The organism is Humibacter sp. RRB41, from assembly GCF_022761015.1.
Classification (GTDB): Bacteria; Actinomycetota; Actinomycetes; order Actinomycetales; family Microbacteriaceae; genus Humibacter.
Genome location: NZ_JAKWJQ010000002.1, coordinates 301,507 through 316,276, shown reverse-complemented (window position 1 = coordinate 316,276; position 14,770 = coordinate 301,507). Strand labels below are relative to the sequence as shown.

At 65.5% G+C, this 14,770-nt stretch carries 12 protein-coding genes and 1 tRNA gene; 6 read left to right on the top strand and 7 right to left on the bottom strand.

Annotated elements, in window-relative coordinates:
* Nucleotides 1–71: 71 nt before the first annotated feature.
* Entirely contained in the window at nt 72–1,520 is a 1,449-nt protein-coding gene (gene pyk / locus MJ603_RS07300; protein ID WP_243063032.1) for a pyruvate kinase, read from the top strand.
* A gap of 22 nt (nt 1,521–1,542) precedes the next feature.
* Here the strand turns inward: pyk and MJ603_RS07295 are convergent, their stop codons facing one another.
* Both MJ603_RS07295 and MJ603_RS07290 read right to left on the bottom strand, forming a co-directional pair.
* Nucleotides 1,543–2,178 (bottom strand): phosphoribosyltransferase, encoded by a 636-nt coding sequence (locus MJ603_RS07295; protein ID WP_243063031.1) that lies wholly within the window; start codon nt 2,176–2,178, stop codon nt 1,543–1,545.
* 15 nt (nt 2,179–2,193) lie between these two features.
* Nucleotides 2,194–2,964, bottom strand: a complete 771-nt coding sequence (locus MJ603_RS07290; RefSeq protein WP_243063030.1) for an SGNH/GDSL hydrolase family protein — start codon at nt 2,962–2,964, stop codon at nt 2,194–2,196.
* Between the two features lie 139 nt (nt 2,965–3,103).
* Between MJ603_RS07290 and MJ603_RS07285 the strand changes: the two genes are divergently transcribed.
* Complete coding sequence (locus MJ603_RS07285) at nt 3,104–3,478, top strand: hypothetical protein (RefSeq protein ID WP_243063029.1); 375 nt, start codon at nt 3,104–3,106, stop codon at nt 3,476–3,478.
* A gap of 75 nt (nt 3,479–3,553) precedes the next feature.
* Here MJ603_RS07285 and MJ603_RS07280 read toward each other — a convergent pair whose 3' ends face one another.
* The 4 genes from MJ603_RS07280 to MJ603_RS07265 all read right to left on the bottom strand — a co-directional run bounded on the left by MJ603_RS07280 (nt 3,554) and on the right by MJ603_RS07265 (nt 7,314).
* Nucleotides 3,554–4,132, bottom strand: a complete 579-nt coding sequence (locus MJ603_RS07280) for an emopamil-binding family protein (RefSeq protein ID WP_243063028.1) — start codon at nt 4,130–4,132, stop codon at nt 3,554–3,556.
* A gap of 41 nt (nt 4,133–4,173) precedes the next feature.
* Nucleotides 4,174–4,815 (bottom strand): hypothetical protein, encoded by a 642-nt coding sequence (locus MJ603_RS07275; protein WP_243063027.1) that lies wholly within the window; start codon nt 4,813–4,815, stop codon nt 4,174–4,176.
* 149 nt (nt 4,816–4,964) lie between these two features.
* Nucleotides 4,965–6,656 (bottom strand): HAD family acid phosphatase, encoded by a 1,692-nt coding sequence (locus MJ603_RS07270; protein WP_243063026.1) that lies wholly within the window; start codon nt 6,654–6,656, stop codon nt 4,965–4,967.
* Nucleotides 6,657–7,228: 572 nt separating this feature from the next.
* Nucleotides 7,229–7,314: transfer RNA gene (locus MJ603_RS07265), tRNA-Leu, on the bottom strand.
* Between the two features lie 121 nt (nt 7,315–7,435).
* Between MJ603_RS07265 and MJ603_RS07260 the strand changes: the two genes are divergently transcribed.
* Nucleotides 7,436–8,038 (top strand): ANTAR domain-containing response regulator, encoded by a 603-nt coding sequence (locus MJ603_RS07260; RefSeq protein ID WP_243063025.1) that lies wholly within the window; start codon nt 7,436–7,438, stop codon nt 8,036–8,038.
* A 72-nt stretch (nt 8,039–8,110) separates the two neighbouring features.
* Here MJ603_RS07260 and MJ603_RS07255 read toward each other — a convergent pair whose 3' ends face one another.
* Complete coding sequence (locus MJ603_RS07255; RefSeq protein ID WP_243063024.1) at nt 8,111–8,542, bottom strand: hotdog fold thioesterase; 432 nt, start codon at nt 8,540–8,542, stop codon at nt 8,111–8,113.
* A gap of 64 nt (nt 8,543–8,606) precedes the next feature.
* Between MJ603_RS07255 and polA the strand changes: the two genes are divergently transcribed.
* The 3 genes from polA (at nt 8,607) to rpsA (ending at nt 14,664) form a co-directional block, all read left to right on the top strand.
* Complete coding sequence (gene polA / locus MJ603_RS07250) at nt 8,607–11,270, top strand: DNA polymerase I (RefSeq protein ID WP_243063023.1); 2,664 nt, start codon at nt 8,607–8,609, stop codon at nt 11,268–11,270.
* 68 nt (nt 11,271–11,338) lie between these two features.
* Nucleotides 11,339–13,012 carry a DUF885 domain-containing protein gene (locus tag MJ603_RS07245; protein WP_243063022.1) on the top strand — a complete coding sequence of 558 codons (1,674 nt, stop codon included), beginning with the start codon at nt 11,339–11,341 and terminating at the stop codon, nt 13,010–13,012.
* 197 nt (nt 13,013–13,209) lie between these two features.
* Entirely contained in the window at nt 13,210–14,664 is a 1,455-nt protein-coding gene (gene rpsA, locus MJ603_RS07240) for a 30S ribosomal protein S1 (RefSeq protein ID WP_243063021.1), read from the top strand.
* Nucleotides 14,665–14,770: the final 106 nt, after the last annotated feature.

Sequence of the window (14,770 nt, the reverse complement as noted above, 5' to 3'; positions counted from 1 at the left end):
GTGCAACGGGCATCGTCACGATGCCGATCACGTGTGCACGCGCAAGCAACCATGGAGTACGAAGAAAAAGCATGAGACGAGCCAAGATCGTCGCCACGCTGGGCCCAGCAACGTCCAGCTACGAGAACATCCGAGCCATCATCGATGCAGGCGTCGACGTCGCCCGCATGAACCTGAGTCACGGCAGCTACGACGTCCACGAGTCGGTCTACGCCAACGTGCGCCGGGCCGCGGATGACTCCGGCCGTGACGTCGCCGTCATGGTCGACCTGCAAGGCCCCAAGATCCGCCTCGGCAAGTTCGAGGGTGGCCCCTACGACCTCGCAGAGGGCGACATCTTCACGATCACCACCGAGGACATCCTCGGCAACAAGGAGATCTCGTCGACCACGTTCAAGGGCCTGCCGAACGACGTGAAGGCAGGCGATCCGCTGCTGATCGACGACGGCAAGGTCACCTTGCGAGTGCTGGAGACCGATGGTGTGCGGGTGAAGACCCAGGTGGTCGTCCCCGGCCCGGTGTCGAACAACAAGGGCATCAACCTCCCCGGCGTCGCCGTCAACGTGCCGGCGCTCAGCGACAAAGACGAGGCGGACCTGCGCTGGGGTCTCAAGCTCGGGGCGGACTACATCGCCCTGTCGTTCGTGCGCAACGCCTCCGACATCGACCGCGTGCACGAGATCATGGACGAAGAGGGCCGTCGCGTTCCGGTCATCGCCAAGATCGAGAAGCCGCAAGCCGTCGACGCCCTCGAGGAGATCGTCGACGCCTTCGACTCGATCATGGTCGCCAGAGGCGATCTGGGGGTCGAGTTGCCGCTCGAGGCCGTGCCGATCGTGCAGAAGCGCGCCGTGGAGATCGCCAGGCGCATGGCCAAGCCGGTCATCGTCGCAACCCAGGTGCTCGAGTCGATGATCACGAGCCCGCGTCCGACGCGTGCCGAGGCATCCGACTGCGCCAACGCGGTGCTCGACGGAACGGATGCCGTCATGCTGTCCGGCGAGACGAGCGTCGGCGAGTATCCGGTCCTCACCGTGCAGACCATGGCGCGCATCATCGAGTCGACGGAAGACCACGGCCTCGACCGCATCCTGCCGCTCGGCACGAAGCCGCGCACCCAGGGCGGTGCCATCACGCTCGCCGCCGCCGAGATCGCCGACTTCGTCGACGCGAAGTATCTGTGCGTGTTCACCGAGTCCGGTGACTCGGCGCGCCGCATGTCGCGACTGCGCTCGAAGATCCCGATGAAGGCGTTCACGACCAGCGAGGCCATCCGCCGCCGTCTGTCGCTCACGTGGGGCATCGAGGCGTTCCTCGTCGACCGCGTGACGCACACCGACCAGATGATGGGACAGGTCGACGACGTGCTGATCGGCCAGGGCCTGGCAGAGGTCGGCGACAAGGTCGTCGTGATCTCCGGCTCGCCTCCCGGAATCTCCGGTTCGACGAATGACGTGCGCGTGCACGTCGTCGGCGATGTGCACAACGAGGCGGCTCCCGCCTACGCCGCGTTGAAATGACGTTCGCTCTCGGCCTGTTCGTTCACTCGAGCAGGCCGAGCAGCCTGCGCACCTCGGCGTCGCTCGTCTGGCTGAAGTCGCCGTACCACTGGCCGATCGCCATGAATCGCTCCGGTCTGGCGACGCAGATGAACTCGTCGGCGTCGACGCCGGGTTGCGGTGCCCAATCCGGTGGTGCGACGGGTACCGCCAGCACGACGGATGCCGCCCCCTGCGCCCGCGCGACAGCGCACGCCGCCCGTGCGGTCGCCCCCGTCGCCACGCCGTCGTCGACGACGATCGCCGTCGCACCCGCGAGTTCGACGGGATGCCTGACATCGCGATATCGCTGAGTGCGTCGCTCCAGTTCCGCGCTCTCGCGTTCCTCCACCTTCGCCAACTGCTCGTCGGTGACACCCATCGCCCTGATGAGGCCGTCGTCGAGCACACGTACGCCCTCGCCGATCGCGCCCATCGCGACCTCCTCGTTGAGCGGCAGGCCGAGCTTGCGCACGATGATCACGTCGAGCGGGGCGTTCAGGGCTCGTGCGACGGGAGCGGCGACCGGCACCCCTCCTCGCGGAATGCCCAGCACCACGGCGCGAGGCCACGCAGCGGCGCGATCGCGACAGGCAGCGGCAAGGCGGGAGCCGGCATCCGTTCGATCCGAGAAGATCATCCGACCCGCCCCCTCTCAGACGACGATATCCGGATCGACCGGCGTCAGCTCTGCGGATTTGGGACTGCGTCCGTCGCCGGAGGACCGCCCCGTCAGCCGCCGGCCGATCCACGGCAGCACGTATTCACGGTAGTAGGCGAGCGACGGCGCCCTACGCCCGAGTGCGGGTTGTGCCGCGATCTCCTCGACGCGCCACTCGACGGGAACCGGCACGCCGAGGGCGGTGAGAACGTTCGAGGCGACGTGGGCGTGGCCGAACGCGTTCAGGTGCAGCCGATCGAGCGACCAGAAGCGCAGATCGCGCAGCACCGGATCGGCGAAGTTGTCGACGAACGTGACACCGGTGTCAGGAACGATGGCGCGCACGCGAACGGCGAGCTCGTCGCCGCGTCGCTGGATGGTCTTACCACCCGGCAGGTTGTCGCTCGGGTTCGCTCCGCTGAGCAGCAGCACGTGGATGCCGGCGTCGATCGCTTTGCCGACGGCATCCGCTGTCTGCGCTGCGACGTCGTCGACCGACACCCGCGGCCGCATGATGTCGTTGCCTCCGCCGTTGATGCTGAGCAGTTCGGGACCCATCGCGATGGCCGCGTCGAGCTGCTCGCCGACGATCGGGCCCAGCTTGCGGCCGCGGATCGCCAGGTTGGCGTACAGCACGGGCTCGTTGGCCGCGGCAGCGAGACCGGATGCGACCAGGTCGGCCCAGCCGCGAACGCGGCCATCGGGCAGATCGTCTCCGACTCCCTCGGTGAAACTGTCCCCGATCGCGACGTAGCTGAGATACATGCCCTCCACGTTATGGTCTGGTGCGCCGGTCCGCACGAAGCGCCGCCCGCGCGACGAGTACTATCGACACCGGGCGCTTCGCCCGGCAAGACACCAGTCCCGTGATGGACACTCACGCCTTCGGAAGGATTACTCGAAGATGACCGCTCGACCGCCGAAGGGTGAACTCGACAAGCGCATCGCCGGTGCCGTGTTCGTATTGTTCTGGCTCGTCGCCATCGCAGCTTGGATCGTCGCCGGCGTCGCGCTGGGCAACGCGGGCGCATGGCAGCCGTTCATCGTCGACGTCGGCATCGTGATCGCCAGCATCGGGGTCGCAACGCCGTTCCTCGCGACCGTGAAGGGTTTCGGGCTCGCGCTGTTGTTCGGCCTCATCGCCGTCGCCGGCTTCGCGCTCGGGGACTTCGCGCACATCGTGCCGCTTGTCTATTTCCTGCGCATCATCGTGCCGTTCTTCGCCATCATGATCGCGCCGACGTTCAAACTCGTGAACGGCGTGAAGGTCTTCGCGTAGCCGATACGCGCTCTAACACGAAGCGACCCGGATGCCCACGACGAGGCATCCGGGTCGTCTGCTGTTCGCGACAGCTCAGAATGCGCGCGTGAAGGGGAGCGGCTTGCGCATCCTGATCAGGAGCAGCAGCGGGAACACGATGTACGGCAGGTTGAACGCCAGGAACATACCGGGGTTCGGGGTGCGCTCCGCGGCGGAGCCGAAGAACTCGACGCCGAAGATCGGGATGCCCGTCAGGGCGATGATCATCGTCGCGTAGATGACGCTGGGCAGCTGGATCCAGTTCCACTTGCGCACGATCGAGATGATCAGCAGAACGTAGAACGCCACGTAGACGAAGGCCGAGGTCCCGCTGATGAAGCGCAGCCAGACCGGGTGCGACTGGTACAGCGGATCGAAGTTCGACGCGTACCAGTAGTTCCACTGCACCAGGAGATTGGGGGAGTCCTTCACCTGGTCGAGGCCGAGTCCTTCGACGGAGTCGCTGATGATGCACGTGATGATGAACGCCGAGAAGATCACCAGGAACAGAATGTCGATCGGGCGTTTCGACAACGGGAGGTTCGCCGGCTTCGCGGCGGGAGCGGCGACGGATGCCCGTGGCTGCTCTGCGGACGACGACGGCTCAGCCGTCGATGCGGGGGCTTCTGACATGGTGTGCAGACTACCGCCACGGCGAACACCGGTGGCGTCGTTCAGGTACGCGGGGCCGGTTGGTCGATATTCCAGTGCCTGGACACCGTGACGAAGTATTCCGCCTCGTCTGTCGGATGCTCCGCCGGTCCCTTCGAGACGCTGAATCGGCTGATCACCCGCTGGCTTCCTTCGGCGTCGCCGTACAGCACGTCGACGAGCACGAAGTCGTCGCGACGCACTCGATCGACGACCGTGCGATATGCGACGGACTGGGGGTCCCGGATCGCCACCTGCACGAAACCCACGAAGTTGGTCGAGACGTAGATGTCACGCGCGAGCCGACGGAAGTCCACCGGATCAGCCGGTGCTGCCAACGGATCGTCAGGGATGCTCCAGCCGTGCAGCACGGCCAGGCCGGAGCCGACGTTGCGCACGGAGAGTACGAGCGCGACCGTCGAGGCGTCGACCTGCATGCTCGCGCGGCCGCCCCTCACGCTGAGCCAGCGGCCGTCCATGAACCGAACCTTCTGCGTCTCGTCACCGAAGCTCGATGGAAGCAGTAACGGGCGAAGCCCTTCGAGCAGCGCTCGCTCGGCAAGCCGTGCGGAACGGTTCGCCGACCTGGTCGCCGTGAACGTCGCCACAGCGAGCACCAAGGTGCCGATCGCGGTACCGAAATCCGCCAACACCGCCCAGTCCATGGGACTCTCCTCCGGTCGCCGATACCACTGTCGACAGCGTGGCGCACGTCGACTCGTTCGCTGCTTTCACACGCCGACGGCCCGGGCGCTGAGCGCGCACCGGGCCGTCGACATCCGTTCAGGCGGCGTCCGCACGCCGGCATCGGGGATCAGGGAAGGTAATACGTGGGATTCGGCAGCTTGATCGTGCGGTCGGCGTGACCGCCGATCAGGTCGCTGAACTGGTCGCCGAAGTTCGCCACGACGTCGTACCTGCCGCCTGAGCGCGACTCGACGTGCGCCCTCGTCTGCGACTTGTACTCGATCGTGGTGCAGCTCGCCGCAGCGCAGTGGATGTACGACGGCTGCTGCGACGCACCGACACCCGTCCACTTCGTGTAGTAGTTCGCCGACGTGAAGCCGGTGTAGCCGACGTTCGCAAGGTTGGTCAGCGTCGCCTTCTTCTGGTCGTCGTTACGGCCTGTGAGGCCGATCACGGTGCAGCCGGACTTCTGCACGGCCTTCTCGAGGGTCACCATCGCCGGCGTCGCTGGGAACTTCTCTCCCTGCACCCAGACATCCTGTTCGGTCGGGTTGTAGTTGAAGTGCATGTCGCCGACCTCCATGTCGTAGGTCCACAACGTGGTGTCGTCAGCGTCGAACACGACGGCAGGATTCTTGTGCAGCATCTTCTCGATGCGGCACTGGGCTGCGATCGTCGGCAGCTTGGCGGCCGCGATGCGGTTCATCTCGCTGATGTAGGGCGAGCTCTGCTTGTTCGAGATGCCGGTGCCAGGGTCGCCGTAGTAGGTGGCGATCGTCGACTTCACGGAATCGATGTTCGGAATGCCGTCACCGCCCTGCGTCGCACCGCTCGTGCCGTCGGCCTTCATCGTGAAGTGCGTGCGCGGTGCCAGCTTCGGCTCGGACACGCCTGGCAGATCAGGGGATGGCAGGTAATACGTCGGGTTCGGCAGCTTCAGGATTCTGTCGGCGAAGCCGCCCTGCAGGTCCGACCACTGGTCGCCCGCGTTGAGGGTGATCGTGTAGCCGAGGTCCTTCTCGATGTGCTTGCGTGTCAGCGCCTTGTACTCCACTGTCGTGCAGCTCGACGTCGCGCACGTGATGTACGACGGCTGCTGCGAGGCTCCCTTGCCCGTCCACTTCGTGTAGAAGTCGTCTGACGTGAACGCGGAGTAGCCGTCGTTCTTCAGGTTCTCGAGCGTCGCCGCCTTCTGGTCGTCGTTGCGACCGGTCAGGCCGAACACCGTGTAGCCCATCGCGGACGCCGTGTTGACGAAGCCGACCATTGCCGGGACAGCTGGGAACTTCTCGCCCTGCACCCAGACATCCTGTTCCGCCGGGCTGTAATTGAAGTGCATGTCGCCGACTTCCATGTCGTACGTCCACAGTGTGGTGTCGTCGGCGTCGAACACGATCGCCGGCTTCTCACCCTTCGCGATCGCCTCGTCGTAGGCGGGCTTCAACTGGGCAGTCGCCTTGGCGATGATCCCGTTCATTTGACTGATGTACGGCGAACTCTGCTTGTTCGAGATGCCCGTACCCGGGTCGCCGTAGTAGGTCGCGATCGTCTTCTTGACCACGTCGATGTTCGGGATGCCGTCGCCGCCCTGCGTCGCGCCACTCGATCCGTCGGGCGCCATCGTGAACTCCGTGCGCGGCGTCAGCTGCGAGTCATGCCCACCATGCCACCCCGCGCCGCCGCCAGGGAACGCCTGCGCCCCACTCGCACCGACGAGGGTGAGGCCCAGTGCGAGTGCGGCGGCCGCCGCGACAGCCGCGGCTCCACGTCGTCGGGAATGTCCACTCGATGAGCGAACCGACTTCCAGGGATGCAACATCTATGCCCACCTCTCGTTCACCCCCGTTCGGGGGCACCGTTGTCGATACCGACAACATAGGCGGCGCACAGGGCGCGGCGTAAGGCGTGGGCGTCAGGTGCGCTCATGCGAGCAGGCGGATGCCGTCACTCGAGGCGGCGCTCCTCCTCCTGCTCGAGGCGCCTCTTCTCGGCCTCCTTGCGCTCCTCTTCCTTCTCGATCTCCTCTTCGCGCGGGGTCTTGTCTGTCATGAGGACGCTCCTTGCTCGTGTCGTCGTGCGCGTGTGCGCGTTGCGGTCGAGAGTAACGCCGGAGTCCGAGGTCGCGCCGATTGTGCGTGCGGCCGCCTCACCAGAGCGGCCGCCTCTGTGCCGCCTGGACTATTGCGACGACTGCTGCGATAAGGGACACAGCGAGTCCGAGAAGCTGCAGCCATGAGCCGATGAACGGTCCAGGCGCACCAGCATTCGCGAACTGGCCGCGGCGACCAGCAGCATCCGGCTCGGCTGGAGGCGGGGATCTCTCGTCGCCGCGATGCTCGACGCATCGTGAGTGGTCTGGGACCGACCCCATCGGGGCCGATCCCTTTCACGTGGTGCCGGTGGTGGGACTCGAACCCACACGTCCTTTCGAACAAAGCATTTTGAGTGCTCCGCGTCTGCCATTCCGCCACACCGGCCTCCAGGTGCCGAGCCAACAATATCGTGCCCGGAGGGCACTCACGGACTCAATCGGCTCGGATCCGCGAGCGAGCTCACGTCCCTCTCACCTCAATCGCCCATACCGTAGGCTTGATGACCGTGACCGACACTGAAAACACCTCCGCACCGCGTCGCGTAGTCGTTGCGGAAGACGAATCCTTGATCCGCCTCGACATCGTCGAGATCCTGCGAGACAACGGGTTCGAAGTCGTCGGCGAGGCCGGTGACGGCGAGACCGCCGTCGCGTTGGCCACCGAGTTGCGCCCCGATCTCGTGATCATGGATGTCAAGATGCCGCAGCTCGACGGCATCTCGGCTGCCGAGCGTCTCTCCAAGAACCACATCGCCCCCGTCGTGCTGCTCACCGCGTTCAGCCAGAAGGAACTCGTCGAGCGGGCCACCGAAGCCGGGGCTCTCGCCTATGTCGTCAAGCCGTTCACGCCGAACGACCTTCTCCCGGCGATCGAGATCGCTCTCGCCCGTTACGCGCAGATCATCGCGCTCGAGGCGGAGGTCGGTGACCTCAACGAGCGCTTCGAGACCCGCAAGCTCGTCGACCGCGCAAAGGGACTGCTCAACGAGAAGATGGGTCTGTCGGAGCCGGAGGCGTTCCGGTGGATCCAGAAGGCATCCATGGACCGTCGCCTCACCATGCACGACGTCGCGAAGGCGATCATCGACCAGCTCGCATCGAAGAAGTAGCTGCCCTTCGACACGCTTCGCTCGCTCACGGAACTGACGCTGAGGGAACTGACGCTCAGGGAACCACTGGGTCTAGCGAGCGTCCTTGATCAGGTTCGTGATGCGGATCGTGGAGCAGCGGCGTCCCCGGTCATCTGTCACGACGATTTCGTGGGTCGTCAGCGTGCGACCCAGGTGGATCGGCGTGCACACGGCGGTGACGATTCCGCTCGTCGCCGATCGGGTGTGAGTGGCGTTGATCTCGATGCCGACGGCGAGGCGTCCCTGCCCTGCCCACAGGTTGGCGGCCATCGATCCGAGTGACTCGCCGAGCACCACATACGCCCCACCGTGGAGAAGATCGGCCGGTTGAGTGTTGCCTTCGACAGGCATCGTGGCGACCGCACGGTCGACGGTGAACTCGACCATCTCGATGCCCATCTTGGTTGCCAGGGCGCCCATGCCCCGCTCCTTGACATAAGCGAGAGCGTCGGCTGCCGAGTCCGTTTCACCGGTGGTTGACATGGTGCTCCTGTGCGCTGGTCGAGGCCGGAATCCGGTGTCCGAGGCCGCTTGTAGGCTGTCAGGCGTGTCGGACTCGGAAAAGCCTACCCTCCTCATCATCGACGGCCATTCGCTGGCATTCCGGGCGTTCTACGCGCTCCCGGTAGACAGTTTCACCACGCGTGACGGGCAGCACACCAACGCCATCCACGGATTCCTCTCGATGCTTCTTCTGCTGCTCCAGAACGAGCGTCCGACGCACCTCGCCGTCGCATTCGACATCTCGCGGCACTCCTTCCGCACCGACGAATACGCCGAGTACAAGGGAACCCGCGGCGCGACACCACCCGAGTTCTCCGGGCAGATCCCGCTGCTGCAAGAGGCGTTGCGGGCGATGAACATCCCGATCCTCGAAAAGGAGAACTTCGAGGCGGATGACATTCTCGCGACCCTCGCGGCCGAAGGGGCGCAGCAGGGCTTCCGGGTGCTCGTCGTCTCAGGCGACCGGGACACCATCCAGCTCGTCGACGACGACGTGACGCTGCTCTACCCGAACGTTCGTGGCGTCTCCGAACTCAAGCGGTACGACCGCGAGGCCGTTCTCGAGCGGTACGGCATCCCGCCGGAGAAGTATCCGGAGGTCGCGGCACTCGTCGGCGAGACGAGCGACAATCTGCCGGGCATCGACAAGGTGGGCGAGAAGACGGCGGTGAAGTGGGTGCTGCAGTACGGCACGGTGCAGAACCTCGTCGAGCACGCCGACGAGATCAAGGGCGTTGTCGGTCAGAACCTGCGCGACCAGCACGAGAAGGCGCTGCGCAACCGACGGCTGAACCAGTTGGTGCGCGATCTGGAGCTTCCCTACGCTCCGGCCGATCTCGACCGCAAGCCGATGAACGAGCAGGCGGTGCGCGACGTGTTCGCCCGCCTCGAGTTCCGCACGCTCCTCGAGCGCGTCTTCAAGCTGATCGACGGCGACGGCTCCGACACGGGGGTGGTGACCGGCGCCGAGATCGACGAGGTGCGCGCGCCTGAGGTGCGCGAGCTGGCAGGCGACGAGCTGAGCGGATGGCTCGCAGCGGCATCCGCTGACGGCTCACGCCCCGTCTCGGTGCAGCTCGACCTCTCGGCAGGAGTCGTCAGCGGCGTCGGGCTCTCCACCGCCGAGACATCCGCACTCATCGCCGTGAACGGCGGCACTGTGGATGTCGCGCTCGAGCGATGGCTGGCTTCCGATTCGCCCAAGCAGTTCTACGACGCCAAGAACCAGCTGAAGGCCCTCGCCGCAGTCGGAATCGAGCTCGGCGGGCTCGCCTTCGACGCGCGGATCGCGATCTGGCTGGTGAACCCCAATCGCTCGGCAACGTCGCTCGCCGATCAGGTGTACGAGGTGCTGGGCGAGAAGATGCCGCAGTCCGATCCGACTCAGCTCGTGCCCGAGGTCGAACCGGTCGGCGTCGCCACCGAGGCCTGGTACGTGCATCGCGTCGTCGATGCGGTCTCCGCCGGTCTGGAAGAGGGCACGCGGGGAGTGCTGGTCGACATCGAGCTGCCGGTGACCGGCGTGCTCTCGCGTATGGAGGCGAGCGGAGTCGCGATCGATGCGGACATCCTTCGATCTCAGCGCGAGGAGCTCACGGTCAGAGCGGACGGCCTCGCTCAGGCCGCCTACACGGAGATCGGGCACGAGGTGAACCTCGGCTCGCCCAAGCAGCTGCAGCAGGTGCTCTTCGACGAGCTCGGCATGCCGAAGACGCGCTCGACGAAGACCGGATACTCCACGGATGCCGGATCGCTCGCCGACCTGCAGGAGAAGAATCCGCATCCGTTCCTCGACCTGCTGCTGCAGCATCGCGACGCCACGAAGCTCAAGCAGATCATCGAGACGCTGGAGAAGTCCGTGCGCTCCGACGGGCGCATCCACACCACGTACGACCAGACCGGCACATCGACGGGCCGCATTTCGTCCAACGACCCGAACCTGCAGAACATCCCGGTGCGCACGGAGGTCGGAAAGCAGATCAGGTCGGCCTTCGTCAGTGGTGACGGCTTCGAGACGCTGCTCACCGCCGACTACTCGCAGATCGAGATGCGCATCATGGCGCACCTCAGTGAAGACGCCGGCCTGATCGAGGCGTTCAACGCCGGCGAGGACCTGCACCGATTCGTCGGCGCCCGCATCTTCGGTGTCGAGCCGCAGGACGTCACCCCGGTCATGCGCACGAAGGTCAAGGCGATGTCGTACGGCCTGGCATACGGACTGAGCGCGTTCGGGCTCTCCAAGCAGCTGCGCATCGAGACCGCAGAGGCCAGGCAGCTGATGACCGACTACTTCGCCCGATTCGGCGCCGTGCGCGACTACCTGCGCGATGTGGTCGAGAAGGCACGCGTCGACGGCTACACCGAGACGCTCTTCGGCAGAAGGCGTCCGTTCCCCGAACTCTCGAGCACCAACCGCGTGCTGCGCGACAACGCGGAGCGCGCGGCCCTCAACGCTCCCATCCAGGGATCGGCCGCCGACATCATGAAGATCGCGATGATCGGCATCGACTCCGACATGCGCGAACACGGCCTGACCTCGCGCATGCTGCTGCAGGTGCACGACGAGCTCATCTTCGAGGTCTCTGAGGGGGAGTGGGACACGCTCGCGACGATCGTCTCCGGACGGATGTCCACGGCGGCCGACCTGCGCGTGCCCCTGACCGTGCAGGTCGGGCGCGGCAAGAACTGGGACGCTGCGGCGCACTGACCCGAAGCAACGGCCATCACGTGCGAATCCCTCTCGATCTGGCGGTCGTCGCCCAATAGGCTCGAAGGATGAGCTCGGAACAACAGCGAACCCCCACACCCATCGACCAGATCGCCGAAGACTGGATCGACACCCAACTCGAAATCTTCCCCGAGTTCCACGTGTATCTCGGCAGGCCGGGACGCGAGGGGGAGTACGCCGACTACTCGCCGGAAGGGCACGAGAAGGCTTCCGAAGCGACGGCCGCCGCCCTGTCGCGCATCGAGGCGGCCGAACCCGTCGACGAGGTCGACACGATCACCAAGCTCGATCTCACGAGGGAGCTTCGTCTCGAGCTGGAGAAGCACGACGCCGGCTTCGAGCAGCGCGATCTGAACGTCATCGCCTCGCCCGAGCAGCAGCTGCGCGAGATCTTCGACATCTCACCGACTGCCACCGTCGGCGACTGGGAGGCCATCGCCACTCGCCTGCACAACCTGCCCGGCGCCATGCGGGGCTACATCGCGACCCTGCGTGCCGGCATCCAGTCGGGCAGGGTCCCTGCGATCCGTCAGGTGCGAGAGGGCATCATCCAGGCCGACAAGCAGCTCGCGCCGAACGGATTCTTCTACGAGTTCGCCGGCACGGCACGCTCAGCGGAGGGCGAGCTCCCCGACTCGTTGAAGAAGGACCTCGAGAAGGGTGCCGCGCAAGCCGCTGCGGCCTATGGCGAGTTGTCGGTCTTCCTCGACGACGAGCTGGCCGTGCACGCCCCCGAGCAGGATGCCGTCGGCCGCGAGATCTACTCGCTCGCGTCCCGCAGCTTCCTCGGCGCCACGGTCGACCTCGACGAGACCTACGAATGGGGTGTCGAAGAACTGCGCCGCATGGTCGTCGAACAAGAGGCGATCGCCAGGGAGATCAAGCCGGGCGCCTCGGTCGCGGAGGCGATCGAGTTCCTCGACGGCGACACATCCCGCAAACTGCACGGAACGGACGCCCTGCAGCGCTGGATGCAGGAAACAAGCGACCGCGCCGTCGCAGAGCTCGGCAAGACGCACTTCGACATCCCGGAACCCATCAGAAGACTCGAGTGCATGATCGCCCCGACGCAAGAGGGCGGCATCTACTACACAGGCCCTGCAGACGACTTCTCGCGCCCGGGCCGCATGTGGTGGAGCGTTCCGGAGGGCGTCACCGAGTTCGACACCTGGCGCGAGCTGACCACCGTGTACCACGAGGGCGTCCCCGGCCATCACCTGCAGATCGGGACCGCCACGTACAACAAGGCTCAGCTGAACACCTGGCGCCGCTTCGCGGGCACGTCCGGACACGCTGAGGGCTGGGCGCTGTACGCAGAGCGGCTCATGGAGCAGCTCGGCTACCTCGACGACCCGGCCGACCGGCTCGGCATGCTCGACGGGCAGCGGATGCGCGCGGCACGCGTCGTGCTCGACATCGGCGTGCACCTCGGGAAGCAGCGCCCCGATGGCCAGGGCGTGTGGACCGGCGACTACGCGTTCGACTTCCTCGGCCAGAACGTCAACATGAATGACGGATTCGTGCGCTTCGAGGTGAACCGCTACCTGGGCTGGCCCGGCCAGGCCCCTTCGTACAAGATCGGGCAGCGCATCTGGGAACAGATCCGCGACGAGTATCAGCGTCGTGAGGGCGCATCCTTCGACATCAAGGCCTTCCACAAGAAGGCACTCGACATCGGCGGCGTCGGACTCGACACCCTGAAGACCGCGCTGCTCGGCTGAGCGGCGATCCGCCGGGTGGGTGGCCGGAATAGCGGCGCCCCACCCGGCGTTGTTGCGTGTGGATGCCGCAAGACGGTAGTCTGGAGAGTCACTTTTGTGACGTTCCCATTCGCCTGCTCGGCGGACAGCACGAACCAATACCACCAAAAGCACAATCTGCCGGGCCTGACTCATGTCCACACTGGAGTAACCACTCAATGACAACCGCAACGACCGACAAGGCAACCAAGCAGGTCGCGATCAACGACATCGGCTCTGCTGAAGATTTTCTTGCCGCGGTCGAGAAGACACTGAAGTTCTTCAACGATGGTGACCTCATCGAAGGCACCGTCGTGAAGATCGACCGCGACGAGGTTCTCCTCGACGTCGGTTACAAGACGGAGGGTGTGATCCCCTCCCGCGAACTTTCCATCAAGCACGATGTCGACCCCAGCGAGGTCGTCGGCGTCGGCGACACCGTCGAGGCCCTTGTTCTTCAGAAGGAAGACAAAGAAGGCCGCCTCATCCTCTCCAAGAAGCGCGCGCAGTACGAGCGCGCGTGGGGCGACGTGGAGAAGATCAAGGAAGCCGATGGCGTCGTGACCGGTTCGGTCATCGAGGTCGTCAAGGGCGGCCTGATCGTCGACATCGGACTGCGTGGCTTCCTGCCGGCATCCCTGATCGAGTTGCGCCGCGTACGCGATCTGACGCCGTACCTCGGCCAGGAGATCGAGGCGAAGATCCTCGAGCTCGACAAGAACCGCAACAACGTGGTCCTGTCCCGCCGTGCACTGCTCGAGCAGACCCAGTCCGAGAGCCGTTCGACCTTCCTGGCGAACCTCCACCCGGGCCAGGTTCGCAAGGGCGTCGTCTCGTCGATCGTCAACTTCGGCGCGTTCGTCGATCTCGGTGGCGTCGACGGTCTGGTGCACGTCTCCGAGCTCTCGTGGAAGCACATCGAGCACGCCAGCGAGGTCGTCGAGGTCGGCCAGGAGGTCACCGTGGAGGTGCTCTCCGTCGAGCTCGACCGCGAGCGTGTCTCTCTCTCGCTCAAGGCGACGCAGGAAGACCCGTGGCAGGTCTTCGCCCGCACGCACGCGATCGGTCAGTTCGCACCTGGCAAGGTCACGAAATTGGTTCCGTTCGGTGCCTTCGTGCGTGTCGCAGACGGCATCGAGGGTCTCGTTCACATCTCCGAGCTGTCCGGAAAGCACGTCGAGCTCGCCGAGCAGGTCGTGTCGGTCGGCGAAGAGGTCTTCGTCAAGGTCATCGACATCGACCTGGAGCGTCGCCGCATCTCCCTGTCGCTCAAGCAGGCGAACGAGGGCGTCGACCCCGAGGGCAGCGAGTTCGACCCGGCGCTCTACGGCATGCTCACGGAGTACGACGACCAGGGCAACTACAAGTACCCCGAGGGCTTCGACCCCGAGACCGGCGAGTGGACCGAAGGCTCCGACACTCAGCGCGAGAAGTGGGAGCTGGACTACGCAGCGGCTCAGGCTCGCTGGGAGGCCCACAAGAAGCAGGTCGCCAAGGGGCTGGAAGAGGAGGCCACGACGGCCGAGTCCGCATCCAGCGGTCCCTCGTACTCGAGCGACGCCGGAGCGGCCGGCACGCTGGCCGATGACGCTTCGCTCGCCGCTCTGCGCGAGAAGCTCTCCAGCAATTCATAACAGTGCGATATGAGAAAGGCCGGGACCATGCGTCCCGGCCTTTCTCATATCTACGCGCCGGTCCCCGCCCGACGCGACGCAGTCAACAGAGAGCGTGATTGCGTTC

Bases quoted from the DNA above. Each gene is read 5' to 3' on its own strand.
- rpsA (WP_243063021.1), top strand. From the start codon at position 13,210: ATGACAACCGCAACGACCGACAAGGCAACCAAGCAGGTCGCGATCAAC.
- MJ603_RS07280 (WP_243063028.1), bottom strand. From the start codon at position 4,132: ATGTCAGAAGCCCCCGCATCGACGGCTGAGCCGTCGTCGTCCGCAGAG.
- pyk (WP_243063032.1), top strand. From the start codon at position 72: ATGAGACGAGCCAAGATCGTCGCCACGCTGGGCCCAGCAACGTCCAGC.
- MJ603_RS07255 (WP_243063024.1), bottom strand. From the start codon at position 8,542: ATGTCAACCACCGGTGAAACGGACTCGGCAGCCGACGCTCTCGCTTAT.
- MJ603_RS07295 (WP_243063031.1), bottom strand. From the start codon at position 2,178: ATGATCTTCTCGGATCGAACGGATGCCGGCTCCCGCCTTGCCGCTGCC.
- MJ603_RS07290 (WP_243063030.1), bottom strand. From the start codon at position 2,964: ATGTATCTCAGCTACGTCGCGATCGGGGACAGTTTCACCGAGGGAGTC.
- MJ603_RS07285 (WP_243063029.1), top strand. From the start codon at position 3,104: ATGACCGCTCGACCGCCGAAGGGTGAACTCGACAAGCGCATCGCCGGT.
- MJ603_RS07270 (WP_243063026.1), bottom strand. From the start codon at position 6,656: ATGTTGCATCCCTGGAAGTCGGTTCGCTCATCGAGTGGACATTCCCGA.
- MJ603_RS07245 (WP_243063022.1), top strand. From the start codon at position 11,339: ATGAGCTCGGAACAACAGCGAACCCCCACACCCATCGACCAGATCGCC.
- MJ603_RS07275 (WP_243063027.1), bottom strand. From the start codon at position 4,815: ATGGACTGGGCGGTGTTGGCGGATTTCGGTACCGCGATCGGCACCTTG.